Raw genomic sequence first — 26113 nt, forward strand, 5'->3', positions numbered from 1 at the left:
ATGGCACAATCATTAACTGAAATAGCTCAATCTTTAAAGGATGCCAATAAAAAAGTGCAATTGATTTATGCGTTTAATGGTACTGGTAAAACACGTTTGTCACGTGAGTTCAAAGAATTGATAGCTCCCAAAAATCCAGAAAACGAAGAAGAGGAAACAAAAATCAAGATGATGTACTACAATGCATTTACCGAAGATTTGTTCTATTGGGATAATGATTTGGATAATGATGTAGATAGAAAATTGAAAATCCAACCTAATACATACACCAATTGGGTACTTATAGAACAAGGACAAGAGCCAAATATAACGACTCATTTCCAGCGCTACACGAGCGATAAATTAACGCCTTATTTTAATGAGGAATACACTGTTAAGGATCAAAACAATAGGGACGTAACGATTCCTGCTTATTCCGAAGTGCGTTTTTCATTTGAACGTGGAAATGATGAGCCTTCAGAATTTGTGAAAATTTCTAAAGGTGAAGAGAGCTGTTTTGTCTGGAGTGTTTTTTACAGTTTATTAGCGCAAACAATTAATGTATTAAATGTAGCAGAGGAAGCTGACCGGGAAACAGACCAATTTAATGATTTGCAATATGTATTTATTGACGACCCGGTAAGTTCATTAGACGATACACACTTGATTGAATTGGCTGTGAATATCGCTGAATTAATAAAATCGAATCAATCCGACCTTAAATTTATTATTACAACGCACAATCCACTATTTTATAATGTATTGTTTAATGAATTCAATAACGCGGATTCAAGTTCCGGTTATAAAGTAAAGCATTGCGCAAAAAGACGTTTTGAAAAATTAGCAGATGGTACTTTTTTACTGAGCGATCAATCAAGTGATTCACCCTTTTCCTATCATTTATTTCTTCTATCTGAATTAGATAAAGCTATACTGCCATCAGGTAATATTCAAAAGTATCATTTTAATTTTCTTCGTAATATTTTAGAAAAAATGTCCACTTTTTTAGGGTACAATAAGTGGAGAGATCTTTTACCAGAAGAGTCACGTGAAGCGTATTACAATCGCATAATAAATTTGTCAAGTCATGGCAAATTTTCGGGCGAAGAAACCTCTATAATCCATGATAACGATAAAAGAGTTTTAGAATATTTAGTGAACCAAATTAAAACAAACTACCGTTTTAAATCTAATAATAACCCAATTGTAGAAGAAGAACAAGATGCCACAGTATAACACCATAGCAGAATCAAACAATTTTATTGTTTTAGATAAGTACACCAAGCATTCTATACTTAACGAAGCTCCTGTAAGCTATCAAACGGAGCATGCACTGGAGAAAGAATTTGTCCAAGACTTAATTAGTCAGGGATATGAAAATCCGAAAGACCTTACTACACAGCAAGCCATGTTGGCTAATGTAAGGGTGCAATTGGAGGTACTTAATGATATGGTGTTTACAGATACGGAATGGGTTCGTTTTGTAGCCGAGTATTTGGATAAACCCGGGGATGGTATCATTGATAAAACAAGAAAGTTGCACGACAACTATATTTACGATTTTGTATTTGATGATGGTCACATCCAAAACATTTACTTAGTAGATAAAAAGAACATTGTTCGCAATAAAGTGCAAGTAATTTCACAATTCGAACAAAAAGGAGCACATGCCAATCGATACGATGTAACGATCTTAGTGAATGGTTTGCCACTGGTACAGGTCGAAATTAAAAAACGTGGCGTGGCTATCCGTGAGGCATTTAACCAAGTACATCGTTACAGCAAAGAAAGCTTCAATAGCGAAAACTCTCTTTTTAAATATTTACAGGTATTTGTTATATCAAACGGTACCGATAGCCGTTATTTTGCTAACACTGTAAAACGAGATAAAAACAGTTTCGATTTTACCATGAATTGGGCAAAAGCGGATAATTCGTTGATTAAAGATCTGAAAGATTTTACAGTAACTTTTTTTCAGAAACACACATTGTTAAATGTAATCCTTACCTATTCAGTTTTTGATACAAGCGATACATTGCTCATTATGCGTCCCTATCAAATAGCGGCAACAGAAAGGATTTTATGGAAAATAGCAAGTTCATATCAATCCAGAAAATGGTCTTCTACAGAAGGTGGTGGATTTATATGGCATACCACCGGTTCGGGAAAAACCTTGACCAGTTTTAAAGCAGCCAGACTAGCCACACGGCTTGATTTTATTGATAAGGTATTCTTCGTAGTGGATCGTAAAGATTTGGACTTTCAAACCATGAAAGAATACCAAAGATTTTCTCCTGATAGTGTAAACGGATCAGATAGCACGGCAGGTTTAAAACGCAATATCGAAAAAGAGGACAACAAGATTATTGTTACCACTATTCAGAAACTGAATAACCTGATGAAAAGTGAGGGAGATTTAGCCATTTATCAAAAGCAGGTGGTTTTTATCTTTGATGAAGCCCACCGCTCTCAATTTGGCGAAGCACAAAAAAATCTGAAGAAGAAATTTAAAAAGTTCTATCAATTTGGTTTTACCGGAACGCCTATTTTTGGTGATGATATCGTGAATGGAAAGTTAATCCGTAAAGGAAATGCTTTAGGTGCTGAAACTACACAAAGTGTATTCGGTCGTGAGTTGCATTCATATGTCATTACCGATGCCATTCGGGATGAGAAAGTATTAAAGTTTAAGGTAGATTATAACAATGTAAGGCCTCAATTTAAGCGTATAGAGAAAGAGCAGGATGAGAAAAAACTAAGTGCCGCAGAAAATACAAAAGCATTACTTCATCCAGGTCGGATTAAAGAAATCTCGCAATACATTCTGCAAAATTTCAGAATTAAAACCCATAGAAACCAAGGTAGCAACAAAGGGTTTAATGCCATGTTTGCTATAAGTAGTGTGGATGCGGCCAAATGTTATTATGAAGAACTCAATCGCTTACAAAAGGAAAGTGAAAAACCGTTGAAAATTGCGACTATCTTCTCTTTTGCTGCCAACGAAGAGCAAAATGCTATTGGCGAAATCGTAGATGAGACCTTTGAACCATCAGCCATGGATAGCAGTGCTAAGGAGTTTTTAACCAAAGCAATCAATGACTATAACGCAATGTTCAAAACCAGTTATGGGGTTGAAAGTAAAGAATTTCAAAACTACTATCGTGACTTAGCCAAGCGTGTAAAGAGTAAAGAGGTTGACCTCATCATAGTAGTAGGTATGTTTCTTACCGGGTTTGATGCACCTACACTTAATACGCTTTTTGTAGATAAGAACTTGCGTTACCATGGCTTAATGCAAGCCTTTTCGCGTACCAATCGTATTTATGATGCAACGAAAACTTTTGGTAACATCGTTACATTTAGAGATTTAGAAAAAGCGACTATTGATGCCATTACCTTATTTGGTGATAAGAATACCAAAAATGTGGTGCTCGAAAAAAGCTATAAAGAGTATCTGCAGGGCTTTACAGATATTGCGACAGGAGAAGCCCGAAGAGGTTATATTGATGTGGTAAATGAGTTGAATGAAAGGTTTCCCAATCCTGATGAAATTGTTAGAGAAAAAGACAAAAAAGAATTTGCGAAGCTTTTCGGGGAATACTTGCGTGTTGAAAATATATTGCAGAACTACGATGAATTTACGCATCTGAAAGCGTTACAGGAAATTGATTTGAATGATCCTGATGCTGTGAAAGCATTCAAAGAAGCTTATTTCGTAACAGATGAGGAAATTGATACCATGCAATCAATAGCTCTGTTGCCAGAAAGAACAGTTCAAGATTATCGTTCTACCTATAATGATATACGCGATTGGATAAGACGAGAAAAAAATGGAAAAGAAGCAGCAGAATCTACAATCGATTGGGATGATGTTGTTTTTGAAATAGACTTGTTGAAATCACAAGAAATCAATCTGGATTACATTCTTGAATTAATTTTTGAACACAACAAAAAGACCAAAGATAAAGTTGCTTTGGTAGAAGAAATTCGCAGAGTTATTCGAGCCAGTATAGGCAACAGAGCAAAAGAGTCTTTAGTTGTTGATTTTATTAACGAAACCAATCTTGATATGATTCAAGATAAAGCAGGAATAATAGATACCTTTTTTGAATATGCACAGGCAAAACAAAAAATAGAAGCGTCAGAATTAATTACAGATGAAAATCTAAATGAGGAGGCGACCAAGAGATACATATCTGCATCATTAAAACGTGAATTTGCCAGTGAAAATGGTACGGAGCTTAATGCTATTTTACCTAAAATGAGTCCATTAAATCCACAGTATTTGACAAAGAAACAAAGCGTTTTTCAAAAAATCAGTGCCTTTGTAGAGAAGTTTAAGGGAGTGGGAGGACAACTTTAAATCAGAATATAACATCTTGGCATTCTAACAGGAATTAATGAAAGTACAACAGCTAACAGGGATAGGAAAAAGGGAAAGTAATCAAGATTTTATCTGTATTGACAGATTAGATTCTGGTGCTTCCTTTTTTCTTATTGCTGATGGCATGGGTGGTTACGAGAAAGGAGATGAAGCCGCGAGTATTGTTTCTGAAAATATTTTTACGTTTCTTAACTATGTCGAAAGTGTAAATGAACAAAATATACAACAAGCTGTTCAAAAAGCCAATTTGGCTCTCAAACAATTCAATATTAAAAATCACATTAAATCTGGTGCCACGATAGGTGGTATTATTATAGAGAAAAATATCTCCCATATTTTTTGGGTTGGAGACGTAATGGTTTACCTAATAAATAAGGATAAAGTTTTGTTTCAGACGAAGAGCCATACACTAATAAATAGCCTAGTAGAATCCGACAGCATAAAAGAAGAGAAATCTTTAGAGCGATATAAACATATCGTAACCAGATCTATATCAGGAAAACCTTCTGAATCTAGTATCGGATATCAGTCCATTCGGTTTTCAGAAGATGATATTTTTATTATTTGTTCAGATGGGGTGCATAATACTATTTCGGTCGAACAGATTCTTGAATATATTAAGAGAAGGAATGGATTACAAGAATTAGAAAGTCAATTTCTTAAAGAGGCACAAGATAATTATTCTATTGTTACCGTGATATTTTAATGGCTGGGACTTACTTCTTTGGATAAAATATGATTACTATATGAGTAAAATAGACTTTACTAGAAAACAGCTTTACGAACTTGTATGGGAAAAACCTCTTAGCCATATTATAGATACTTATGGAGGTACTTATCAAGAAGTAAAGGAAATGCTTAAAAAATATGATATTCCTTCACCTGAAAATGGATTTTGGTCAAGATTGAGAGCTGGACATAATATCCCGAGGGTAGCACTTCCTAACGGTAATGACTCTGAAAAAGTCATCTATGAACCAAAAGAAAAAAAGAAGAGGATAAAACTAGCCGAACATACTGCAGCAAAAAAAGATATTCAAATAGCTAGATCACAAGATAAATTGGTCATAGAGGCAAAAAAGGTTTTTCAAAATAAAAGAAAGGGTAGCGAAGATGATAGGCTGATCAGTATTGCATACGAGTCATTGAACATTAATGTTAGCCCTAAGATGCTTGATAGAGCCCTTGCGTTTTTCAATTTATTAATTATTGAGGTAAAGCGTATCGGAGGAACAATAGAAGTAAAGCCCCACCATTCTACAGTTATTTATATTGGAGAAAGAATGGAAGTATCACTGAGAGAGAAACAAAATCGGATATTGAAAGAAAATCAAGCTCATTCATGGGATACTTATGACTATCTACCTTCTGGCATCTTACTATTCAAACTCGGGGAGCATTCATGGAATGCAAAGGAATGGAAAGATACAAGCTATACAGTATTAGAAGATAAAATTGAAGATATTCTAGAACATATAAGAAAAATAGCATTTAATATACAAGAGGACAGAAGAGAAAGTGAACAACGCAGAATTGAACAGGAAAAAGAACGTCAACAGCAACTGGAATTAGAAAAGCTACAAGCCGCAGAACTAAATAATTTCGTAGAAATCAAAACAAATGCTGAACTATGGCAGAAAGCTACTCTTATGAGAGAATATCTTACGACCCTTGAAGATGCTGCTAAAAAGAATGGCACTTATGATTTAAATATGCAGCGGTATCTGGAATGGGCTAGAAAAAAAGTTGATTGGTACGATCCTCTTGTTGAAATCGAGGACGAACTACTTAAAAAAGTCGATAAAACAACATTAACTTTACCAAAAAAAGGTTTTTGGTAAAGTTAATCGAAAGAATCCTTTGTTGTTAATCTCTCCAAATCTTCTAAAAAATGTTTCGAGATTTGTTCGGTTTGGGCTACAAAAATCCGCGATTTTATCAAAATTTCGCGGATTTTTTATTTCTCCCATACAGGATTCCATACAACTTTGAATTTATAGCGGCCAAATGGTTTTAATGAACTGGAACTTTAAGGTTCCTTTTCAATCACTTTCTTCAATAGATATAACTCAAACAATGTAGAGAAAAACATATACCAACAAGCGAAGAAGAATAACAGTTATCCCATTGCGGTAAAAAAACACAATAAACACCGCAAATTTGCGGTAATAAGTCCGTATATTTGCCGCATAATTGGTTTAAAGCGATGGCAAAATACATCTATGAACGTAAAAACTGGGCGGATTTTACTTGGAATGACAAAGCCATAAATGCAGTATTTGGGGAAGTTCGCCTGATGCAAGGTAAAATCATCGGACAAATGAACGCACTGGGCTTTTCTGCCAAGGAAGAAGCTACGCTTACCGCACTTACCTTAGACGTAGTAAAATCATCTGAAATAGAAGGCGAATTACTGAACTACGAGCAAGTGCGTTCGTCCATAGCAAGGCGTTTGGGTATCAATGCCGCAGGACTTGTGCCAAGCAGCCGCCACATAGAAGGCATAGTAGAAATGATGCTTGATGCTACCCAACGTCACAATTTACCTTTAACCCAAAAACGTTTGTTTGGCTGGCACGCAGCACTTTTTCCCACAGGATACAGCGGACCTTATGAAATAGAAGTGGGCAGATACCGTACAGGCGAAATGCAGGTTGTTTCGGGAGCAATGGGTAAAGAAAAAGTGCATTACGAAGCTGTAAAACCTCAAATGGTAAAAGCGGAAATGGAAAAGTTTTTGGACTGGTTCAATAATGATGATAAACTTGACCCTGTATTGAAAGCCGCCATAGCACACTTTTGGTTTATCATCATTCATCCTTTTGATGACGGCAACGGTCGAATTGGTCGTGCCATAACTGATATGTTGCTTGCCCATGCCGAAGGTAGTGGCGAACGTTTTTACAGTATGTCGAGCCAAATTTTAGTAGAACGCAAACAGTACTATGAAGTATTGCAAAAAGTTCAGCACAGCACAGGCGACATTACCGAGTGGCTTGAATGGTTTTTACATTGCCTGAAAAACGCAATGCTTTCTACCGAAAACACCACGCAAAGAATATTACGTAAAGCCGAATTTTGGAAACTGCACGAACACACGCATATCAACGAAAGACAACGACTAATGCTCAACAAACTTTTTGACGGTTTTGACGGTAAATTACAAACCTCAAAATGGGCAAAAATTACTAAGACCTCTACCGACACCGCTTTACGAGATATAAAAGGCTTAGTTGAAAAAGGTATATTGCAACAAACAGACGAAGGTGGACGAAACGCAAATTACGAATTATCAGACTTCAAAACAGAATAATCACTGGCTCTCCTGCATCTATGAAACATTTGTGCAGGATTCAACGCTAGTAATTCTATTGAAATTTTGAAGATTGCTGGGAGAGTTGGTCGTTCATTGGAACTTCAAACCGAAGATTGGAAGCGTATCAGGGATGAGATCAATCCACCGCAATGCCATGAAGCAAGGGAGCGTGTCGGTCGTAACCGTGACAGCAGAGGAGTTGAAGAAAACTTTAAACCAACAGAAATGATAAAACTTGAAGAACTACCGCAACATCTTGAAACACTTACGTTGGAGGATTGGGAAAAGCTCTTTGCTTTTATACCGGCAATTGAGAAAATGAAAGATTTTGGGAGGTTTGAGGGAGGAACATTTGAAGGTGTTAAAATTTACTTTGGTTATACCGCATCCGATATTATGATGGAGACTGTTGATGTTATCAGTGAACTGCGGATAACCCCCGTTTTTGACTGGATGTCGTGGTCAGAGGGAGAAGCTATGATCAAGGATGATCGGTACGATTACACTGGGCTTGATACGATAACACTATGCAAACTATTGACAGCCATAATGAGAGCAGACAGGTTTACAGAAGGCTTTTTAGGAGGTTGTTTTAAAAGAGGTGTCATCAGAAAAATCCTATTGGCGTTGCAACAGAACATGTATAGTTTGGATGCTTGTAAGACTGATTAGAATAAATGACTAAAACCCCAATAAAGTGTTAAATAAGCCGTCTCACACTACTTTGTCTATCAAGGTTTAATAAGAGAGAGGTGGAATTTATCAGTAGCGAACAGGATTATGTCTGGCCATCCTCGTCCGGAGTAATCTTGGGACAGGCCATAGAGGAAGATGAAGAGCTATATCGACTGCTTGCTTTACTGGATGTAATCAGGGTGACCAAGCTAGCTTTTTCTCACAAAGACATCGCCCGGAAGGTATCCAAAAGCTTTTTTGTAAACCGATGCAAAATGTCCTGGCTTGCTGTATCCAAGTTCGAGGGCAACATCTTTTATTGAGGTAAAAGTACCCCTTTGCAACAGGCTATGTGCCAGTGCTAGCTTCTCTTTAGTGAAAAATTTTTGAGGGCTGCTCTTCATCATTTTAGAAAAAAGACTTTTATACTTGGATACAGACATACCTGCCATTTCGGCCAAAGCCTCTAACCCCGGGAAATCCATCAGCAGATCACTCGTCAGATACTCCGCAGTCAGCAGAACTCCTGTTGCATCAGTAGTGGAAACCTTATGAACTGAGGTTTCCAATTCCCGCACCCGCTTTAAGGTATTGGTCAATACCCGTAGCGCAACACCCCTTAACAGCAATTCATAAGACGGTGAATTGAACGGGCGATCTTTCAATTCGTTGAGTATTAAACGGCTGGCACTATCTATGTGGGTATTAAAAAAGAGTGTGACCTCACCCACCAAGGAGTTGATCAGCTCTTTACGGGCAAAAATGCGAAGGCTGTAATACCTTTCTCCTGGTTTAGGGATGAAAGTGTGCTGCAAATCAGAATCTATAAACCCCATGTCCAGATTTGAACTGTAGCGCACTTTCTGTCCATCACCTTCCATAATACGTGTACTAAACCCTTCATTCAGATCATAGTACATGAGATAAAGAGCGTCACTACTGGCCACCGGTGTAAAGGCCACATCAATATGAAATACGACATCCATCAACATGACAGACAGACCGGGCATCACCTCAGAAAATAAAGAAAAACCGGTAGCTGCATCACCATCATGAATCAGGTATTTATTGTCGATCAACTTACTTCCCAAACCGTCCACAATGTCTTGCTGCCAGTCGGGCGTTAGTTCAAACCTATGCTTGATATGTAAAGTTCCTTCTTTCATCGTCAGAAATGATTGAGATAATCTTTAGGGGGCATATTATACAAGCTTTTAAATTGTTCCGTAAAATGGGAAGCCGTGGTAAAGCTAAAATGATCGGCCACCTCACTTATGGTATGCAAACCGGTTTCGAGCATCTCGCGGGCATGAAATAATTTGTTTTCCAAAAAAAAGGAATTTGCTGTGTTGCCTGTGATTTTTTTGAATAAGGTCTTATATTTTGTTTCTGACATACAAGCACGGGCCGACAAATCTTTTATTCCCGGAAAAGGATTTCTCAGCTCTGCAATCAAAAAAGACTGAGATTTGATAATTTCAACCAAATCTTCTTTTAATACCTTTTCAATCAAAAATTCCTCATTAAGCATTCCATCCATATACTCACTGAGCAAGGAATAAACAACACCCTTAAGGAGGTTTTCGTATAATGGATCCTGCTGATCGGCTTTGCGCAATTCATCTATAATCCACCACGATTTATTGCTTCCCCTACTGAAGCGGATAAAAGTATTTTGCTCCGGATCAAATAAAGCACTCAGTTTTTTTTGGAGTTGTGGGATAAAAGAGAGCTGCTGTTTGATTTTGTCCTTTAAAATGAAAACCGTGATACTGTAGACCCTGCTTCCTTCTTTAATTTCATAATCAGCATCTATACAACTGTCTACAAAAGCTTCGTTATACCTCCAGCGGCCTACTGGTTTCAGCTCTTCGTTCAGAACCATCAAGGCATCACCTTCCGTAAAATCATAATGCAGGGTTATAAAATCGCTACTTCTATTTCTATAGCGAAAGACGATAGAGGTGTTATAGGTAACGTCTACAACATATACCGACATGTATTCATTTACTTTTACAGCATAACAAGTTCCGGATTGTATTTCTTCGGGAAGGCGGATGAAGTTTCCATCCAGGCAACCATTGAGCTGGTCTGACAGATCCTTTGTCCATGATAGATCTACACCGTGATGCTGCACAATTTCCCTCATAAAACAAATATATGATTACTGAATTATTTATTCATTTTTTTTCGACTGTATCTAAGAATTCTATTACCACATCTATCTAGGCATCATTTAGCAATACTTTTTTATCTTTATCCAGTAGATAAAGTGTTGGAAACGCCCGCAAATCGTATTTTATTGTTTGGATTCGTCTATTTAAGGAAATTGGCATACCAATGCCCCGATGATTTCACAATGCGTTTCTGGGTTTGAAAATCAACATACACCAATCCGAATCTGGGATGATATCCCTCGGCCCATTCAAAGTTATCAAGGAATGTCCATACGAAATACCCGTTAACCTTTACACCTTCTTGTTTTGCACGAATTACTTGCTCAAGGGTGTGTTGCAGATATTTTATCCTTTGAGGATCGTCTACCTGATTGTTTTCTACCTGATCCGGAAAGGCTGCTCCATTTTCAGTGATGATTAAAGGAGGCATATTTGGATAAGCGCTAAACTTTCTCAACACATGGTACATCGATTCCGGATAAACCTCCCAATTCATTGCTGTCATTTCAACCTTACGTTCCTTTGCACTCACGATTTTTGCCTGTAGAAAAGGGACAAAAGTTGCATGACGTATTATCTCTCGTGTATAATTTTGTACACCAATAAAATCCATGTTAAATATCAGGTCCTTTTCATCATTTTGTTTCATGTATTTCTCAATCCTATTCAGAGTCTTGATGTCCGCTGTCGGATACCCCAAGCCTAATAACGGCTCAATAAACAGCCGATTGAGCAATGCATCAACTCTCCTGGCCGCCAGAATATCCTTTTCTTTCATTCGAAAAGGCTCTATATGAGAACAAGAAAAAGTGGTACCTACGTTACTGTCTTTTTGCATTGATTTAATCACTCTCGCCCCCTGCGTCTGCGTAAGTGCTGCGTGATGTGTAGCTGCTAAAAAGTTATCCAAGCCCTTTCTCCCTGGAGCATGTACTCCAAAAAAATAGCCTGCAGCACTAAATACCATTGGTTCATTTAAGACCATCCAATTTTTTACCCGATCTCCAAAATACGCGACACAAAGAGAAACATAATTGCCAAACCACTCCTTGATATCACGATTCACCCATCCGCCTTTTTTTTCGAGTGCATCGGGAAGATCCCAGTGATAGAGGGTAACCCACGGCGTAATTCCTAGTTCTAGGGAAAAGTCGATAAGCCGATTATAGAAATCTATACCATCCTCACTAACCTCACCGATACCATTTGGAAGGATACGGCTCCAAGAAATTGAAAACCGATAATTGGGGATATTTAAGCTATACATCAAATACAGATCCTGGGTATAACGATTGTAAAAATCACAAGCCGTATCACCATGCTGGTTTTGAAATATTTTGTTCTTTTTCTTAACAAAAATATCCCAAATCGAATGGCCTTTCCCTCCTTGATTGTGGGCTCCTTCTATTTGATAAGCAGCAGTAGAAACTCCCCACGTAAAATCTTCGCCAAAGGCATCTTTAGTCAACAACATTGATAACACACTTTTAATAAATAAACGATTGCAAACAGGAAATAGCTTAATATCGTCATCCTATATTGCTAATGACCAATAGCATTTACTGCCTATTTTGCTAACAAGCAAGAACAATAGCTTAATCCGAAACTTCAGGAAATAAACTGCTGGTTAGACCCAGGTCTAACCAGTGTATCTTTGTGCCATCCCTTTCTATTTTTCGAAAGTAGGTCATCTGCCTTTTGGCGTAGCGGTGGATCTCCGTTTCCAGCTTGATAACAAAGTCGGCATAACTCATTTTTCCTTGAAGAAAATAAGCTATATACTTATATTCCAATCCATAATACTCTAACTCTTCGTAAGTAACACCGTTGCATAACAGGGATTTCACCTCTTCGATCATACCGCTTTCCAAACGTACCGCTAAACGCATCGAAATACGCTCCCGTCTTACCTCAACCGTAGGATTAAGCCCGATAATGGTCGCCTTATAAACAGGCGCAACAGGTAGTATGTCACTTGGATTATCTGCTAACCAAAATAGTACTTCTAACGCTCTGATTAAACGCTTTTTGGAATTAAAATCTATTGCGTAGCCCGCCGGAGGACTCTTTGATAGAACCATCTCAATGAGCTCTTCTTTAGACTTGCTCTCAAGAGTTGATCGCAGGTCATCATTAACCGGAATATACATATAGGGCCTGCTTTCCAATAAAGCCTGTATATAGAAACCTGTCCCGCCACATACAATGGCCTTCTTCCCTCTTCTTTTAATTACGTGGAAAGCTTCTTCAAAATCCTGTAAGAAAGCACTTATATTATACCTATCTCCAGGATTTAAAATATCAATTAGGTGATAGGGAATGTCCTGATACTCTTGCAGATCTTTACCTGTGCCAATATCCATACCGCGGTAAACTTGGCGGGAATCGGCACTGATGATTTCAGCATCGAATATCTGTGCTAATGCTACGGCTAATTTAGTTTTTCCACTGGCTGTGGGGCCTAATACAATTAATATATCTTCAGACAGAAAGGCTGTTTCTGTCTGAAGATAGTTGACTACAGATTGGATGTTTATCACACCACAAATTTAGTCCATTTTTCTGTACCACTGTTGCTTTCTAGTACCGTATCAATAAATGCCATACCACGTACACCGTCTGCTACATTCGGAAAATCCAATTCCTCAGGTTTAGGTTGAATACCATCCCTTTTTGCAGACACTGTTGATGCAAAGTTCCGGTAAATATTAGCAAAAGACTCTAACAATCCCTCGGGGTGACCGGCCGGAATGCGTGTATTGTGTATTGCAAAAGAGCTCAATGTGTAAGGTGCTGCATACGCATTGCCCGTGCGATAAATCTGACGCGGTTGATCCAACATTTTTATAATAAGATTATTAGGGTCCTCATTAGCCCATTCCAATCCACCATTTTCACCATAGATACGTATACGAATAGCATTTTCTTCACCTGCAGATATTTGTGAGGCCATCAATACACCTTTGGCACCATTATCAAACCTAAGTAATACAGAACCATCGTCGTCCATTTGGCGTCCTTCTACGAAAGTGGTCAAATCCGCACATAATTCAGTTATCCGCAATCCCGAAACATACTCTGCTAAATGAGCAGCATGTGTACCAATATCCCCCATTACCAAAGACTTTCCCGATCGCTTTGGGTCTGCTCTCCATGCAGCACCGGAATTGCCTTCCCGTTCCGTCAAACGGCTTAACCAACCTTGGGGATATTCGACAACAATTTTTCGGATTTTTCCAAAATGGCCGTCTTTCACCATAGCTTTCGCTTGCTTTACCATTGGGTATCCGGAGTACGTATGCGTAAGACATAAAGTCCTTCCTGTACGATCCGTGATCTCTTGAAGTTGCTTTGCCTCTTCTAACGATACCGTCATTGGTTTTTCGACCACGACATCAAACCCATTTTCTAACGCCAGTTTTGCCGGTTCAAAATGTAAAAAGTTGGGCGTCACAATAGTTAGAAAATCCATTCTCTCTCCTTCTGGCAGAAGAGCTTCCTTCTCGATCATTATTCTATAATCTGGATAGATTCGATCTTCTGCTACAAATAACTCTCTACCTGATTTTTCGGAAACAGAGGGATTTACACTAAAAGAACCACAAACGAGTTCAATTTTTCCATCCATAAAAGCAGCTATTCGGTGCACAGCACCGATAAAGGCGTCATTTCCACCGCCTACCATTCCCATACGAAGTTTACGTGTCATATTATTTTTGTTTGTTTTGTTTCGTTGATGTAATCTTAAATTTAGGCAAAATTGCTTTTAAATGCAATTTCTTTAAAAAGGACAAAATACTAAAAAGAGTTTAAAGGATAAGCTTTAATTTTAAACTTCCTTTATTTTCAACCCAATAATCACCTTCTTGATTGTTAGCAACTAAACTCTTGTCAAATACGCGAAAGCCATTTCTTACGAGAATCAGCTGTGGTTGGGTTTTATGGATTGGCTCGAAACCAATTTTTTCCAATGAAGAATCTTGACACCAATCCAGATCAGCATAAGTCATAATGTCTCCTGGTTTAAAGTTATTACTAAATGCCTTTATTAATTTAGACAACCCACCAATTACGATATAGGGCCGTTTGTGACAAAACCGAAGCAATTCAAAAGATCGGTAATCTAGCGGTGTATCATTCATTTTTCTACCCCCACTGAATACAGCTATCGATACCAGATCTCCCTTATAATATAGACCATACCTGTATTTTCCGGGTAAAGCAGATTGGAGATGATGGTCTTCCTGAAATTCCATAGATACCCGCTTATCAATCCGGGCGACCACGGTATCTCTAGCATAAATTCGATTGCCAAACCCAAAAACACTTACTAACCGAGCTACTAATTTTTCGGATGAAGAGACTACTATATCGTAATCGATATGAATTGTTTTTCGGAGAGGGTCATTCGGTAGACGTGAAGACTGCGGATAATAAAAAACCAGATGGAAATTTTCAAAACGCAAAGCAATTGTTCTTTCCTCCACAAACACCGTAAAATCCAGCGGAATCCGCTGACTTATTTTTTGGATAAATCCCAATACTATTTGCTCGTGATCGCTCATGGCTATAAAATTACTAATTATTCGTTCAGAACCTTATCACAAATAATTGGTAACTTTGCGCTTTAAAAATAAGCAGATGGAATCTGCATGAGCTGGCAAAAAAAGGCCGTTGTAAATATAACTCATGCAAGCTTCATCACCTTTAAGACAATTTATTTGAGATGAAATTACCTATTGTAGCGTATGGCGATCCCATATTACGAAAAAAGACCGCCGAAATAGATGAAGATTACCCAAATTTAAAAGAGTTGATCGACAATATGTTTGAAACAATGTATTCGGCTCGCGGTGTGGGCCTTGCTGCCCCACAAGTAGGTTTGCCGATTCGACTTTTTGTTATTGACGCATCACCCTTTGCGGAAGATGATGAAGACGGAGCGGGAGATCCATCGTTGATGGATTTCAAAAAAGTATTAATAAATCCAATTATAATAGAGGAAACTGGAGATAAATGGGGGTTCAACGAAGGTTGTTTAAGCATCCCGGACATTACCGAAGAAGTACAACGACCCGCTAATATTATCATCAATTATTTGGACGAAGATTTTGAAGAGCATGAAGTTGCTTTATCCGGACTTGCGGCACGTATTGTACAACATGAATACGATCATATCGAAGGAAAACTATTTATTGATAAATTAGGCCCTGTAAAAAAGGCGATGTTAAAAAGCAAGTTGGATGCTATTTCAAAGGGAAATGTTAGGGTATCCTACAAAATGAGATTCCCTTTTGAGAAAAAAGGGCGATAATTATAGAAAGGTCATTAAAGTTTTTAATGGCCTTTCTATAAAATAATAAACTAACAATCGGTTATAATCCTAATATCTTTCTGTTAAAATTCGCATCGGTTTCCGCTCCGGCAAAATCATCAAATGCCTTGTCTGTTACATGTATTATATTTTTGCGAATAAATTCTGAGCCTTCGCGGGCTCCGTCTTCTTGGTTTTTGATACAACATTCCCATTCCATTACCGCCCATCCGTCGAAATCGTATTGCGTTAACTTGCTGAAAATAGTTTTGAAGTCTACTTGACCATCGCCTGGGGAACGGTACCTTCCTGCACGATCTGCCCAGCTCTGATATCCACCAAAAGTCCCTTGTCTTCCCGTCGGATTAAATTCTGCATCTTTCACATGGAAAGCCTTAATTCGTTCATGGTAAAAATCGATGTATTGAATATAATCTAATTGCTGCAATACAAAGTGTGATGGATCATATAATAGACATGCCCGAGGATGTTGATTCACTTTATCTAAAAACATTTCATAGGTAACTCCATCGAATAAATCTTCTCCCGGGTGTATTTCATAACACACATCTACTCCACATTCGTCAAATACATCTAAAATAGGTGTCCATCTTTTCGCCAATTCCGTAAAAGCTTCATCTACTAATCCTTGTGGACGTTGTGGCCAGGGATGAAAATATTGCCACAACAACGAACCACTAAATGTTGCATGTGCGTTCAATCCCAAATTCTGTGATGCCTGAGCAGCATATTTTAGCTGCTGAATAGCCCATTCCGTTCTCGCTTTTGGATTATTTTTCACTTCAGGCACAGCAAAAGAATCAAATAATTCGTTATATGCCGGATGAACAGCGACCAATTGCCCCTGCAAATGCGTAGATAATTCCGTAATATCCAAACCATAAGAAGCTATTTTACCCTTTAGTTCGTCGGCATAGGTCTTACTCTCTGCGGCAAGCTGCAGATCAATAAACCGCTTATCCAATGTAGGTATTTGAATTCCCTTAAAGCCCAAATCGGCGGCCCATTTACAAATACTATCCAATGAATTGAAAGGAGCTTTATCTCCTATAAATTGTGCTAAAAAAATACCTGGTCCTTTGATTGTTTTCATTTAGTTTGATTTTAGATAGTTGATGAAGTCTTCTTTCTGTAAAGCTGCCTTACAACAACTGTATGTCTCTTTGATGATTAAACTTACGATGATAAAGATAATAAATATCATGCTAGAATTTAAGCTAAACATCGTCGAATAATAATTTAGAAGAAGGATTAATTTACGATTAACACAACTTACCCAAAATTTAATCAACGACTAGAACACACAGCTAAAGTTCCGTCTTCTTGTTTTTTTCTGCTATCCAAAGCGCCATATATTTTATGGCCTGATGTTGATGATGAAGTAGAATCTGCCCCATAAAGTTTTCATCTCTATCCTCCATCAAACGGCTTATTTTAACTGCACACAGGGATAAAAGTACAGTACCATAAGTTGGGTTAGCATAGCGATCATTCAGAATTTGCACCCCCTTACATTGGCTATTACTCCAAAGCTCTTTATTATGATATAGCTCAACTGCCTTTTCCACAAACTCGGAATATTCATTGCATATAAAACCATTCCATTCGCCTTCTACCGACATGGATTCGGCACCTACAGAAGAACTCACAGTAGGTGTTCCCGCTTGCATACTATCCACAAATTTACCCTTTGCCCCTGCCCCAAAAGGAATAGGAGCCAACAGTACCCGGTATCGTTCTAATTCCCGCCGTGCATCTTCAGCTCTTCCTTTTATATAAAATCCTTCCTCGGGTTTATGCAACTGGAACACTTTCTGTGAAGCATAAGCTCCATAAATATGTAATTCAGCAGAAGGAATCCTCTTTCTCAATGCAGGCCAAATTATCCTTTTCAAAATCTCAACAGTTCGCCAATTCGGTTCATGAATAAAATTACCAATAAACACAAAGTGTCGACGTTCTTCAAAACTCAACCACTTCTCGACCTTATCCGCTAAAATTTCATCTTCCTGAAAAGGCAAATAGTACAAAATGTTTGACGGTATATTAAATTCACTCTCTAAAAGGTCCATTTCATTTTCTGATATGATAAGTGAAATATCGGAACGTAGAATAGAAGCTATTTCCCTTTTTGCGGTGTCTGATTTTATATTAAGAGGTTGTCCCTTTTTGTACACTTCCTGTCTGGCCAGTCGTAAAAAATGTAAATCTTCTGTATCTAATATACGTAGTGCCTTAGGACAATATTCTGCAACACGCCAGCCATACTGTTCTTCGGCCATGAAACGATCGAATAATACCACATCCGGTTGAAGTCGACTAATGAACTCATCAAACGAGCTGTGATTTAACCGAATAACATGTTCGTGAACACCTAATTCTATTAAATTATGTGCATAATCTGATTTTCCTGCAGCAGAAGCAAAATGTACTTCATAGGAATCCAAGAACAATTTAATCAGTTGTAACATCCTCCACCCCGCAGCAGATGACGTTGGCTCTGGCCAAACAAGTCCTATGAATAAGATTTTTCTCATCTTCCGAAATTAACTATTTTATTTTGCGTATAACATATCTTTATCTAAGTTTGGATTCAGAAATCGAATGACTATGCTTGGTTTAAAACTATTAACAGATCCGCGTTGGGCAAATATTGCAGAATCAAATTTGGAAGAAATCTTGACCGATCATGCCTGGTGTGAACAAAAAGCAGCATCTAATGCCATTTCATTGATTACTCAAAATTCAGAATACGAGGATTTGGTACATGAACTGACTGCTATCGCTATCGAGGAAATGGAACATTTTAAGATGGTGATCGACATTATCAAAGAAAAAGGATATACATTAGGTCGCGAACGTAAGGATGATTATGTCGGCCAATTGATGAAATTTTCTAAGAAAGATGGCTCGCGCAATCAGGCCTTTATCGATAGACTACTATTTGCCGCAATGATTGAAGCCCGAAGCTGCGAGCGTTTCCGTGTGCTGACCCAAAATATAAAAGACGAGAGCCTGGCTAAATTCTATTATGATCTTATGGTATCAGAAGCCAATCACTATACCACCTTTTTAAACTTTGCGCGCAAATATACGGTTGACGTAGATGTGGATAAGCGGTGGAAAGAGTGGCTGGACTTTGAGGGTCAGCTTATTCAATCGTATGGAAACAAGGAATACATACACGGATAATTATCCCACAACTCCTAGATAAACTGAATCAGATAAAACTTCCTTAAATGTGTTAACAATGCCTACGTACACATGTACCGGATTTTGGCTAATCGCCAACAGCTTAGATTCTATAATGCATTGACCCGCATTTACTTCGGTCACTGCAATCTTCAGATCAGCCTCAACACCATCAACTTCATAAATAAGTACGTTCAATTTATAAAAGGAACTTTGATAAGCTGGATTCACCTGCCAACGAAAATGCAGACTGTTCCCCTCCTGTTGCACTTCACATTCCCTGGGAGGCTCTAAGCTACCCCTAAAGACCAAAACCTTTTCTGGGTTAACAAACGGCTTCTGTTGCTCGTTTAACTCCATACAATCTTTGCGCACATGCGATTGGGCTAATTGTACTGCTCCTACACGGGATCCTTTAGGTGCGATCTCTTTATAACCGTAACGTAATACGGGGTAAATTGGACCCAAAAAATTTGCCATGACTTTCATCTTTTCCCTATTCAATAACTCAGCTTCGCTTGGTTCCCTTGTTCGATGCTTTCGTGGTGATCGAATAATATTCTGTCCGTTCAATATGTACCCAAACACACTGCCTACTTTTCCGACAAAAGCACCATTTGGTCCATCTTTTTGTATTGCCATAATTCTTATTGGATTAGTTATCTGTTAAAATTAGCTATAATTTCGCACTTTACGATCCAATTAATTCACTTTTAAATAGTAATAGTAAAGGTATATTATGGTTATACCCCTATTAACCCCCTGTAATACCCCTGTTATATCTAGATTATACCCTAGTTAATTCGGAAAACAAACCCTTGTTATATTCCAACAAAAGCAAAAAAGTTACAATTCTCAAATTCTTAATCTAGTTCAAGAATTATTCGCAATCCCGGACGTACCTTTGTTTTATAAAGGAGGAAAAATTATGCTAGAATTAGGAATAGGTATGTTTGGCGATCTTCAAATAGATCCCAAAACAGGAGAAATCCAATCCACTCAACAACGTCTTCAAGAAATTATTGAAGAAATTAAGTTAATGGATGAAGTTGGTTTAGATTTTTTCGGAATGGGAGAACACCACAGACCAGACTACGCTGTTGCTTCCCCTGAAATTATTTTGGCAGCGGCTTCAACTGTTACCAAAAACATTAAACTAGGAAGTGCGGTGTCTGTATTGAGTTCTACAGATCCGGTAAAACTATACCAAGATTTTGCAACCGTAGATTTACTTTCAAATGGCCGAGCTGAATTGATGGCAGGCCGAGGCTCCTTTATTGAATCATTTCCTCTGTTCGGATATGACCTGAAAGATTATAGTGAACTTTTTGAAGAAAAATTAGACCTACTCCTAAAAATAAATAATCAGAACCCGATTAACTGGACGGGAAAATTCCGTAAATCGTTGATTAATCAGGACGTATTGCCCCGTGCTGTGGACAATCATTTGCCGATTTGGGTGGCTGTTGGGGGAACTACTTCGTCTGTTATCCGAGCTGGAAAACTAGGTCTACCGGTTATGTTTGCCATTATAGGTGGAGCTTGGGAGCAATTTAAACCGCTCTTTGAATTGTACGAACAGGCATACGCTGATAACGGTCATGATATATCCAAATTTCAGGTTGGTGTTCACATGCACGCTTTTTTCGGAGAGAGTAGCCAAGCTATAGCCGATCAATATTATCCGGTCTATTCTGCTCAGATGAATAGAATAGGAGCATCAAGAGGTTGGCCTCCCTATCAACGTTCTCAATTTGATTTCGGCAGATCTCCACACGGTCATTTGATTATAGGAGATGCGAATGAGGCTATAGAGAAAATCCTCCGCGTGAAAGAAGCCTTTGGTTTGACCCGTTTTTCGGCACACATGGATGTGGGCAGTCCATCTCATAAAGAGATGATGAAAGCGATTGAATTATATGGGAATAAAATCGTACCAAAAGTGCGCGAAGCAAGTAAAGTGTAGATACATCTTTGCAGATTTGCGAATCTGCAAAGATGTTATCATATTCACCGCGACTATATTTTGTATATAAAAACAAATTTATCTAAGTTTGATCCAAATATGATTACGCAATCAACATTTGGAATAAAAGTCTCCGTAGAATGTATCTATCAGCCGGAATATTCTAATCCTACTAATATGCATTTTATGTTTGCCTATCGGATTACGATCGAAAACACCAGTGATCATACCGCTCAGCTGATCAGCAGGCATTGGGAAATTTTCGACTCTATTGGCGAACATAAAAAGGTTGACGGTGAAGGTGTGGTAGGCGAACAGCCTACGTTGGCTCCAGGAGAACTACATCAATATGTTTCCGGTTGCAATTTGAAAAGCGATATTGGCTACATGGAAGGGTTTTATACAATGGTCCGCGAAGTCGATGCGGCTATTATTCATGTTGATATTCCACGTTTTCATTTAATAGCTGACTTCCGGCTCAATTAACAGACATTTGTAAAAACATTACCTCTCCTGTTATTTTCCCCTCTAAAAAAGAATATTTCATTACTTTTGTACTTGGGTAAGTATGTCTACGAAAAAGTATAACGCATTAGTATTGGGTGCCAATGGATTAGTTGGGAGCCAACTTCTCGATTTATTATTGAAAAATGATAAATATAATACCGTATATGCTGTATCCAGAAAAGGAATAGATCGGGATAATCCTAAGCTGGTACAAATTATAGCAGATTTTGAAACTATAGGAGAAAAAATCACATCTATAGAAGTCGATCATTTGTTCTCCTGTTTGGGAAGTACAAAAAACAAGACACCAGACAATGCGGCATATTATCAAATAGACCACGGCTATCCCATTAAAGTTGCAGCTATTCTTAAGAAGAACGGCTGCCAATTCGTTGCAATAGTTTCCAGTATGTTAGCAAATCCTGATTCTAAAAACTTCTATTTACGATTAAAGGGAGAGACAGAAAGAGATTTGATTGCAGAAGCGATCGAAAGCACAAATATTTTTCGTCCTTCCCTGCTTAAGGGAAATAGAAGTGAAAGTAGATTTTTTGAAAAAATTGCAAGCATATTCAGTAGTTTAATGGATATGCTATTGATCGGTAGATTCAAAAGTTTACAGAGCATAGATTCGGCCAAGGTAGCTTCGGCAATGGTACATATCGCTACTTTTTCGAGCAAAGGGGTTTACATTTACAAAACAGAAGAAATAAAAAAAATAGCGTGAGTATATTAGGTACAGAACAGGTAAGTCATTCTTTCAACGACAAATGGCTCTTTAAAGATTTACATTTCGCACTACAGCGAGGTGAGAGGGTCGCTTTGGTAGGGATTAATGGCACAGGAAAATCCACCCTTTTAAAAATACTTGCTGAAGTATTTCCGCCGAATCAAGGTAAAGTGGTGAAAGAAAAAGGAATTCGCATAGGTTATCTACCTCAGGAACCTGATTTCACCGGATTAAATACAATCAATGATTTTATATATAGTGCAGATAACGAACAGCAACAGCTAATAAAAGAATATGAACAACTAATTGACAGTCAGATCATTGACAATAACAAATTAGCTGATATTACCGATAAACTAACGGCCTTAAACGCCTGGGAATACGAACATAATATCAAGACTATTCTTAACAGATTACAGATTTCCAATTTTGATCAACGAATAGATAATCTTTCTGGTGGGCAGAAAAAACGTCTTTCATTGGCTAAGCTATTAATTGACGAGCCGGATGTATACATTTTAGATGAGCCAACCAATCATTTGGATATAGAGACCATTGAATGGCTGGAGAAGTTGCTAACTACTGGCAACAAAACTGTACTAACAGTTTCACATGACAGGTATTTTCTGGACAATATCTCTTCCGAAATCCGCGAATTAGATAAAGGGCAACTTTTCATTTACAAAGGTAATTACGCCTATTATTTAGAAAAGAAATCTGATCGAGAATACAATGATGTGCTTTCTGCAGAAAAAGCCCGGAATCTATTACGAAAAGAATTAGAGTGGATGCGAAGACAACCTCAAGCTCGAGGAACGAAATCCAAGGCACGGATTGAAGCTTTTTATGATTTAGAAGACAAATCTAAAGGGCCCCGTCAAAACGATAAAGTACAATTGAGTGTTAAGGTATCCCGTCAAGGATCAAAGATTCTTGAAATTGAAAATATAAATAAATCCTATAACAACAAAGACGTTATATCTAGCTTTAGCTATATCTTCAAAAAAGGGGATCGTATTGGATTGGCTGGTAAAAATGGCTCTGGTAAAAGTACATTTTTAAATCTTATTACGAATGAGATCCTACCAGATCATGGTAAGATTGAAATTGGAGAAACAACAAAGTTTGGATACTACAAACAAAGTGGTCTTCAATTTAATGAAGGTGAACGTGTATTGGATGTAGTAAAGAACATCGCCGAATATATCCAAATGGCAAACGGAGATACACTTACAGCGTCCCAGTTATTGACGTTATTTCTCTTCCCTCCCGAAAAGCAGTTTGGAATGGTAAGCAAACTAAGTGGAGGGGAAAAGAAACGGCTTCATCTTATGCGGGTTTTAATGGCTAATCCTAATTTTTTAATTTTGGATGAGCCTTCTAATGATTTAGACATAGACACATTAAATGTACTGGAAGAGTTTTTACTTAATTTTCCCGGAGTACTTGTTTTAGTATCACACGACAGGTATCTAATAGATAAATTAACCGAACAACTTTTTATTTTCGATGGAGAAGGAACTATCACTATTTATAATGGTAATTATGCCGATTTCAAATTGGAGCAAGAACAAAAAATAAAAGAAGAAAAGGCACTTAGCAAAAACAAGAACACGGCAACGATCCTCCCTCCTGTTGAAAACACATCAAAAAAGAAATTGAGTTACAAGGAGATCAAAGAGTACGAAAATTTAGAACTGGAAATCACTAAACTGGAAAATAGTATAGTTGACAAAACTAATTTATTGTCTGAAATAACGGATCATATTAAGTTAGCTGACATCGCCTCCGAAATTGAAAATCTAAAATCATCACTCGATAAAAAATCAGAGCGTTGGTTGGAATTAGCAGAATATATATAAAGTTTCACGTGAAACATATCGATATGTTTCACGTGAAACCACAGAATTGAAATATGTTTAAAAAATATAATGTTATTGTTGTGGGAGCTGGGCACGCCGGTTGTGAAGCTGCTGCTGCTGCCGCAAATTTAGGTTCGTCCACCTTGTTAATAACGATGAACATGGGTGTCATTGCACAAATGAGCTGCAATCCAGCTATTGGCGGAGTTGCCAAAGGTCAAATCGTGCGCGAAGTAGATGCAATGGGAGGATACACCGGTATTATTGCCGACAAGTCTACCATTCAATTCCGGATGCTAAATAAATCTAAAGGACCTGCTATGTGGAGTCCTCGAACACAAAATGACAGAATGCGTTTTGCGGAAGAATGGAGATTACAGTTAGAGTCCTTGCCTAATTTAGATATGTGGCAGGATACCGTCAAAGAAGTAATCGTAGAAAATGGTCAGGCCAAAGGTGTAATTACTTCAATGGGTATCCGTATAGAATCGGACTCTGTAGTTCTTACTAATGGAACTTTTCTAAATGGTATAATCCATATCGGCGAAAAAAAATTCGGCGGAGGCAGAACAGGTGAAAAATCAGCTACAGGACTTACAGAACAATTAGTATCTCTTGGCTTTGAGTCCGGTCGCATGAAAACTGGTACCCCACCACGAATAGATGGTCGGAGTCTGAATTACTCGCTCATGGAAGAACAGTGGGGAGATGAAAAAAAAGGTAGATTTTCCTATACAAATGTAGAAATGCCAACCGAACAACGCTGCTGCTGGATTACCTATACCAATGATAAAGTACATGAAGTATTAAAGACAGGCTTTGAAAAATCTCCTATGTTTACCGGACGAATTAAAGGTCTCGGCCCTCGTTATTGTCCGTCTATAGAAGATAAAATAAATCGCTTTGCCGAACGTGAACGACATCAAATATTTGTAGAGCCGGAAGGATTCAAAACTGTAGAAATATATGTAAATGGATTTTCGACTTCCCTACCTGAAGATGTACAGCTAAAAGCATTGCAACTCATTCCAGGATTCGAACAAGCTAAAATGTATAGACCGGGATATGCCATTGAATATGACTACTTCCCTCCTATGCAACTTGACCTTACACTGGAAACACAACGCGTAAAAAAATTATTTTTCGCCGGGCAAATTAACGGAACTACAGGTTATGAAGAAGCAGCAGCTCAAGGTTTCGTCGCTGGGGTAAATGCACATCAGCGAGTAAATGATTTACATGAACTCATTTTAAAAAGATCTGAATCTTATATAGGTGTGCTTATCGACGACTTAGTTACTAAAGGTACAGAAGAACCTTATCGTATGTTTACCTCCAGAGCCGAACATCGTTTGTTGCTTAGGCAAGACAATGCAGATATCAGGCTCACCCCTCTGGCACACAAATTAGGTCTGGTATCTGACGAAAGACTACAAACTGTACAAGCAAAAATTAATAATTCAGACGCTATTGTAGACTATATGAAACTAAATAGCGTTAGTACAGATCGTATGAATCCTATGCTTGAAAAACTAGGATCAAGTACCTTAACACAAAAGTCGCGTCTATTTAATATATTAACACGACCTCAAGTAGGAATTCTCGATATTGCTGAAGCGGATTCCGACTTCAATACATTTCTCAGTACATTTAATGAAGAAACCATTGAGCAGGCTGAAATTAAAGTAAAATACGACAGCTATTTTGAAAAAGAAATGGAAATCGTAAATAAGATGAAAAAGATGGAAGATAAAGAAATCAATCCGGATTTCGACTATTCTTCTCTAACCTCGTTATCTATCGAAGCACGTGAAAAGTTATTCAAAGTAAAACCGAGAACTTTAGGCCAAGCGTCCAGAATATCCGGTGTTTCTCCATCTGATATCAGTGTTTTAATGGTACACATGAGCTAACAAACTTTAAATCAGTATATTAACTACAAAAATAAAAGAATTAATATTAAGCTATATACGGCAGTATTTTTAAAAAA

General features: G+C 37.9%; 22 protein-coding genes. 13 read left to right on the forward strand and 9 right to left on the reverse strand.

Translation table 11 applies throughout. The annotated features are described in order from the left end of the window. From E4F24_RS02190 to E4F24_RS13905, 6 genes are all read left to right on the forward strand, one after another. The gene (locus tag E4F24_RS02190) at positions 1–1215 is read left to right on the forward strand and encodes an AAA family ATPase (RefSeq protein ID WP_140936961.1); all 1215 of its coding nucleotides are present in this window, start codon (positions 1–3) and stop codon (positions 1213–1215) included. Next, the gene (locus E4F24_RS02195) at positions 1202–4342 is read left to right on the forward strand and encodes a type I restriction endonuclease subunit R (RefSeq protein WP_140936962.1); all 3141 of its coding nucleotides are present in this window, start codon (positions 1202–1204) and stop codon (positions 4340–4342) included. The genes E4F24_RS02190 and E4F24_RS02195 overlap by 14 nt, the downstream gene beginning before the upstream one ends. A gap of 37 nt (positions 4343–4379) precedes the next feature. Further along, the gene (locus tag E4F24_RS02200; RefSeq protein ID WP_140936963.1) at positions 4380–5069 is read left to right on the forward strand and encodes a PP2C family protein-serine/threonine phosphatase; all 690 of its coding nucleotides are present in this window, start codon (positions 4380–4382) and stop codon (positions 5067–5069) included. A gap of 40 nt (positions 5070–5109) precedes the next feature. Beyond that, complete coding sequence (locus E4F24_RS02205) at positions 5110–6204, forward strand: hypothetical protein (protein ID WP_140936964.1); 1095 nt, start codon at positions 5110–5112, stop codon at positions 6202–6204. Positions 6205–6569: 365 nt separating this feature from the next. Further along, the gene (locus tag E4F24_RS02210) at positions 6570–7676 is read left to right on the forward strand and encodes a Fic family protein (protein ID WP_140936965.1); all 1107 of its coding nucleotides are present in this window, start codon (positions 6570–6572) and stop codon (positions 7674–7676) included. A 66-nt stretch (positions 7677–7742) separates the two neighbouring features. Further along, the gene (locus tag E4F24_RS13905) at positions 7743–8351 is read left to right on the forward strand and encodes a DUF6508 domain-containing protein (RefSeq protein WP_216629120.1); all 609 of its coding nucleotides are present in this window, start codon (positions 7743–7745) and stop codon (positions 8349–8351) included. A gap of 212 nt (positions 8352–8563) precedes the next feature. Here E4F24_RS13905 and E4F24_RS02220 read toward each other — a convergent pair whose 3' ends face one another. The 6 genes from E4F24_RS02220 to E4F24_RS02245 all read right to left on the reverse strand — a co-directional run bounded on the left by E4F24_RS02220 (position 8564) and on the right by E4F24_RS02245 (position 15096). Then, positions 8564–9520, reverse strand: coding sequence for an AraC family transcriptional regulator (locus E4F24_RS02220; protein ID WP_140936966.1), 957 nt, complete (start codon positions 9518–9520; stop codon positions 8564–8566). Positions 9521–9522: 2 nt separating this feature from the next. Beyond that, positions 9523–10503 (reverse strand): helix-turn-helix domain-containing protein, encoded by a 981-nt coding sequence (locus E4F24_RS02225; protein ID WP_140936967.1) that lies wholly within the window; start codon positions 10501–10503, stop codon positions 9523–9525. Positions 10504–10670: 167 nt separating this feature from the next. Continuing rightward, complete coding sequence (locus E4F24_RS02230; RefSeq protein ID WP_140936968.1) at positions 10671–12005, reverse strand: GH1 family beta-glucosidase; 1335 nt, start codon at positions 12003–12005, stop codon at positions 10671–10673. Positions 12006–12126: 121 nt separating this feature from the next. Further along, positions 12127–13071, reverse strand: a complete 945-nt coding sequence (gene miaA / locus E4F24_RS02235) for a tRNA (adenosine(37)-N6)-dimethylallyltransferase MiaA (protein WP_140936969.1) — start codon at positions 13069–13071, stop codon at positions 12127–12129. Next, positions 13068–14240, reverse strand: coding sequence for a Gfo/Idh/MocA family protein (locus E4F24_RS02240; protein ID WP_140936970.1), 1173 nt, complete (start codon positions 14238–14240; stop codon positions 13068–13070). The genes miaA and E4F24_RS02240 overlap by 4 nt, the downstream gene beginning before the upstream one ends. Positions 14241–14340: 100 nt before the next feature. Then, entirely contained in the window at positions 14341–15096 is a 756-nt protein-coding gene (locus E4F24_RS02245) for a hypothetical protein (protein WP_140936971.1), read from the reverse strand. Positions 15097–15257: 161 nt separating this feature from the next. Here E4F24_RS02245 and def point away from each other — a divergent pair, with 161 nt between their 5' ends. After that, positions 15258–15845 (forward strand): peptide deformylase, encoded by a 588-nt coding sequence (gene def / locus E4F24_RS02250; RefSeq protein WP_140936972.1) that lies wholly within the window; start codon positions 15258–15260, stop codon positions 15843–15845. 61 nt (positions 15846–15906) lie between these two features. Here def and E4F24_RS02255 read toward each other — a convergent pair whose 3' ends face one another. Then, positions 15907–16959: a sugar phosphate isomerase/epimerase family protein gene (locus tag E4F24_RS02255; protein ID WP_140936973.1), complete on the reverse strand. Its 1053-nt coding sequence runs from the start codon at positions 16957–16959 to the stop codon at positions 15907–15909. A 214-nt stretch (positions 16960–17173) separates the two neighbouring features. Continuing rightward, entirely contained in the window at positions 17174–18403 is a 1230-nt protein-coding gene (locus E4F24_RS02260) for a glycosyltransferase (protein WP_140936974.1), read from the reverse strand. A gap of 73 nt (positions 18404–18476) precedes the next feature. Here E4F24_RS02260 and miaE point away from each other — a divergent pair, with 73 nt between their 5' ends. Then, positions 18477–19058, forward strand: a complete 582-nt coding sequence (gene miaE / locus E4F24_RS02265) for a MiaE family protein (RefSeq protein ID WP_140936975.1) — start codon at positions 18477–18479, stop codon at positions 19056–19058. Here miaE and E4F24_RS02270 read toward each other — a convergent pair whose 3' ends face one another. Then, positions 19059–19700, reverse strand: a complete 642-nt coding sequence (locus E4F24_RS02270; RefSeq protein ID WP_140936976.1) for a DUF6266 family protein — start codon at positions 19698–19700, stop codon at positions 19059–19061. Between the two features lie 286 nt (positions 19701–19986). Between E4F24_RS02270 and E4F24_RS02275 the strand changes: the two genes are divergently transcribed. The 5 genes from E4F24_RS02275 (at position 19987) to mnmG (ending at position 26036) form a co-directional block, all read left to right on the forward strand. Then, the gene (locus E4F24_RS02275) at positions 19987–21024 is read left to right on the forward strand and encodes an LLM class flavin-dependent oxidoreductase (RefSeq protein WP_140936977.1); all 1038 of its coding nucleotides are present in this window, start codon (positions 19987–19989) and stop codon (positions 21022–21024) included. Between the two features lie 99 nt (positions 21025–21123). Further along, positions 21124–21510, forward strand: a complete 387-nt coding sequence (gene apaG, locus E4F24_RS02280; protein ID WP_140936978.1) for a Co2+/Mg2+ efflux protein ApaG — start codon at positions 21124–21126, stop codon at positions 21508–21510. 82 nt (positions 21511–21592) lie between these two features. Next, complete coding sequence (locus tag E4F24_RS02285; RefSeq protein ID WP_140936979.1) at positions 21593–22258, forward strand: NAD-dependent epimerase/dehydratase family protein; 666 nt, start codon at positions 21593–21595, stop codon at positions 22256–22258. After that, a complete protein-coding gene (locus E4F24_RS02290; RefSeq protein ID WP_140936980.1) occupies positions 22255–24123 on the forward strand; it encodes an ABC-F family ATP-binding cassette domain-containing protein in 1869 nt (622 codons plus the stop codon). The genes E4F24_RS02285 and E4F24_RS02290 overlap by 4 nt, the downstream gene beginning before the upstream one ends. A gap of 53 nt (positions 24124–24176) precedes the next feature. Continuing rightward, positions 24177–26036, forward strand: a complete 1860-nt coding sequence (mnmG, locus tag E4F24_RS02295) for a tRNA uridine-5-carboxymethylaminomethyl(34) synthesis enzyme MnmG (RefSeq protein WP_140936981.1) — start codon at positions 24177–24179, stop codon at positions 26034–26036. Positions 26037–26113: the final 77 nt, after the last annotated feature.

This window comes from Sphingobacterium lumbrici, from assembly GCF_006476045.1.
Lineage (GTDB): Bacteria > Bacteroidota > Bacteroidia > Sphingobacteriales > Sphingobacteriaceae > Sphingobacterium > Sphingobacterium lumbrici.

Bases quoted from the DNA above. Each gene is read 5' to 3' on its own strand.
- E4F24_RS02275 (WP_140936977.1), top strand. From the start codon at position 19,987: ATGCTAGAATTAGGAATAGGTATGTTTGGCGATCTTCAAATAGATCCC.
- E4F24_RS02190 (WP_140936961.1), top strand. From the start codon at position 1: ATGGCACAATCATTAACTGAAATAGCTCAATCTTTAAAGGATGCCAAT.
- E4F24_RS02200 (WP_140936963.1), top strand. From the start codon at position 4,380: ATGAAAGTACAACAGCTAACAGGGATAGGAAAAAGGGAAAGTAATCAA.
- E4F24_RS02205 (WP_140936964.1), top strand. From the start codon at position 5,110: ATGAGTAAAATAGACTTTACTAGAAAACAGCTTTACGAACTTGTATGG.
- E4F24_RS02220 (WP_140936966.1), bottom strand. From the start codon at position 9,520: ATGAAAGAAGGAACTTTACATATCAAGCATAGGTTTGAACTAACGCCC.
- E4F24_RS02195 (WP_140936962.1), top strand. From the start codon at position 1,202: ATGCCACAGTATAACACCATAGCAGAATCAAACAATTTTATTGTTTTA.
- miaE (WP_140936975.1), top strand. From the start codon at position 18,477: ATGCTTGGTTTAAAACTATTAACAGATCCGCGTTGGGCAAATATTGCA.
- apaG (WP_140936978.1), top strand. From the start codon at position 21,124: ATGATTACGCAATCAACATTTGGAATAAAAGTCTCCGTAGAATGTATC.
- E4F24_RS02270 (WP_140936976.1), bottom strand. From the start codon at position 19,700: ATGGCAATACAAAAAGATGGACCAAATGGTGCTTTTGTCGGAAAAGTA.
- E4F24_RS02285 (WP_140936979.1), top strand. From the start codon at position 21,593: ATGTCTACGAAAAAGTATAACGCATTAGTATTGGGTGCCAATGGATTA.
- E4F24_RS02240 (WP_140936970.1), bottom strand. From the start codon at position 14,240: ATGACACGTAAACTTCGTATGGGAATGGTAGGCGGTGGAAATGACGCC.
- E4F24_RS02210 (WP_140936965.1), top strand. From the start codon at position 6,570: ATGGCAAAATACATCTATGAACGTAAAAACTGGGCGGATTTTACTTGG.
- E4F24_RS02260 (WP_140936974.1), bottom strand. From the start codon at position 18,403: ATGAGAAAAATCTTATTCATAGGACTTGTTTGGCCAGAGCCAACGTCA.
- E4F24_RS02245 (WP_140936971.1), bottom strand. From the start codon at position 15,096: ATGAGCGATCACGAGCAAATAGTATTGGGATTTATCCAAAAAATAAGT.
- def (WP_140936972.1), top strand. From the start codon at position 15,258: ATGAAATTACCTATTGTAGCGTATGGCGATCCCATATTACGAAAAAAG.
- E4F24_RS02255 (WP_140936973.1), bottom strand. From the start codon at position 16,959: ATGAAAACAATCAAAGGACCAGGTATTTTTTTAGCACAATTTATAGGA.
- E4F24_RS02225 (WP_140936967.1), bottom strand. From the start codon at position 10,503: ATGAGGGAAATTGTGCAGCATCACGGTGTAGATCTATCATGGACAAAG.
- mnmG (WP_140936981.1), top strand. From the start codon at position 24,177: ATGTTTAAAAAATATAATGTTATTGTTGTGGGAGCTGGGCACGCCGGT.
- E4F24_RS02230 (WP_140936968.1), bottom strand. From the start codon at position 12,005: ATGTTGTTGACTAAAGATGCCTTTGGCGAAGATTTTACGTGGGGAGTT.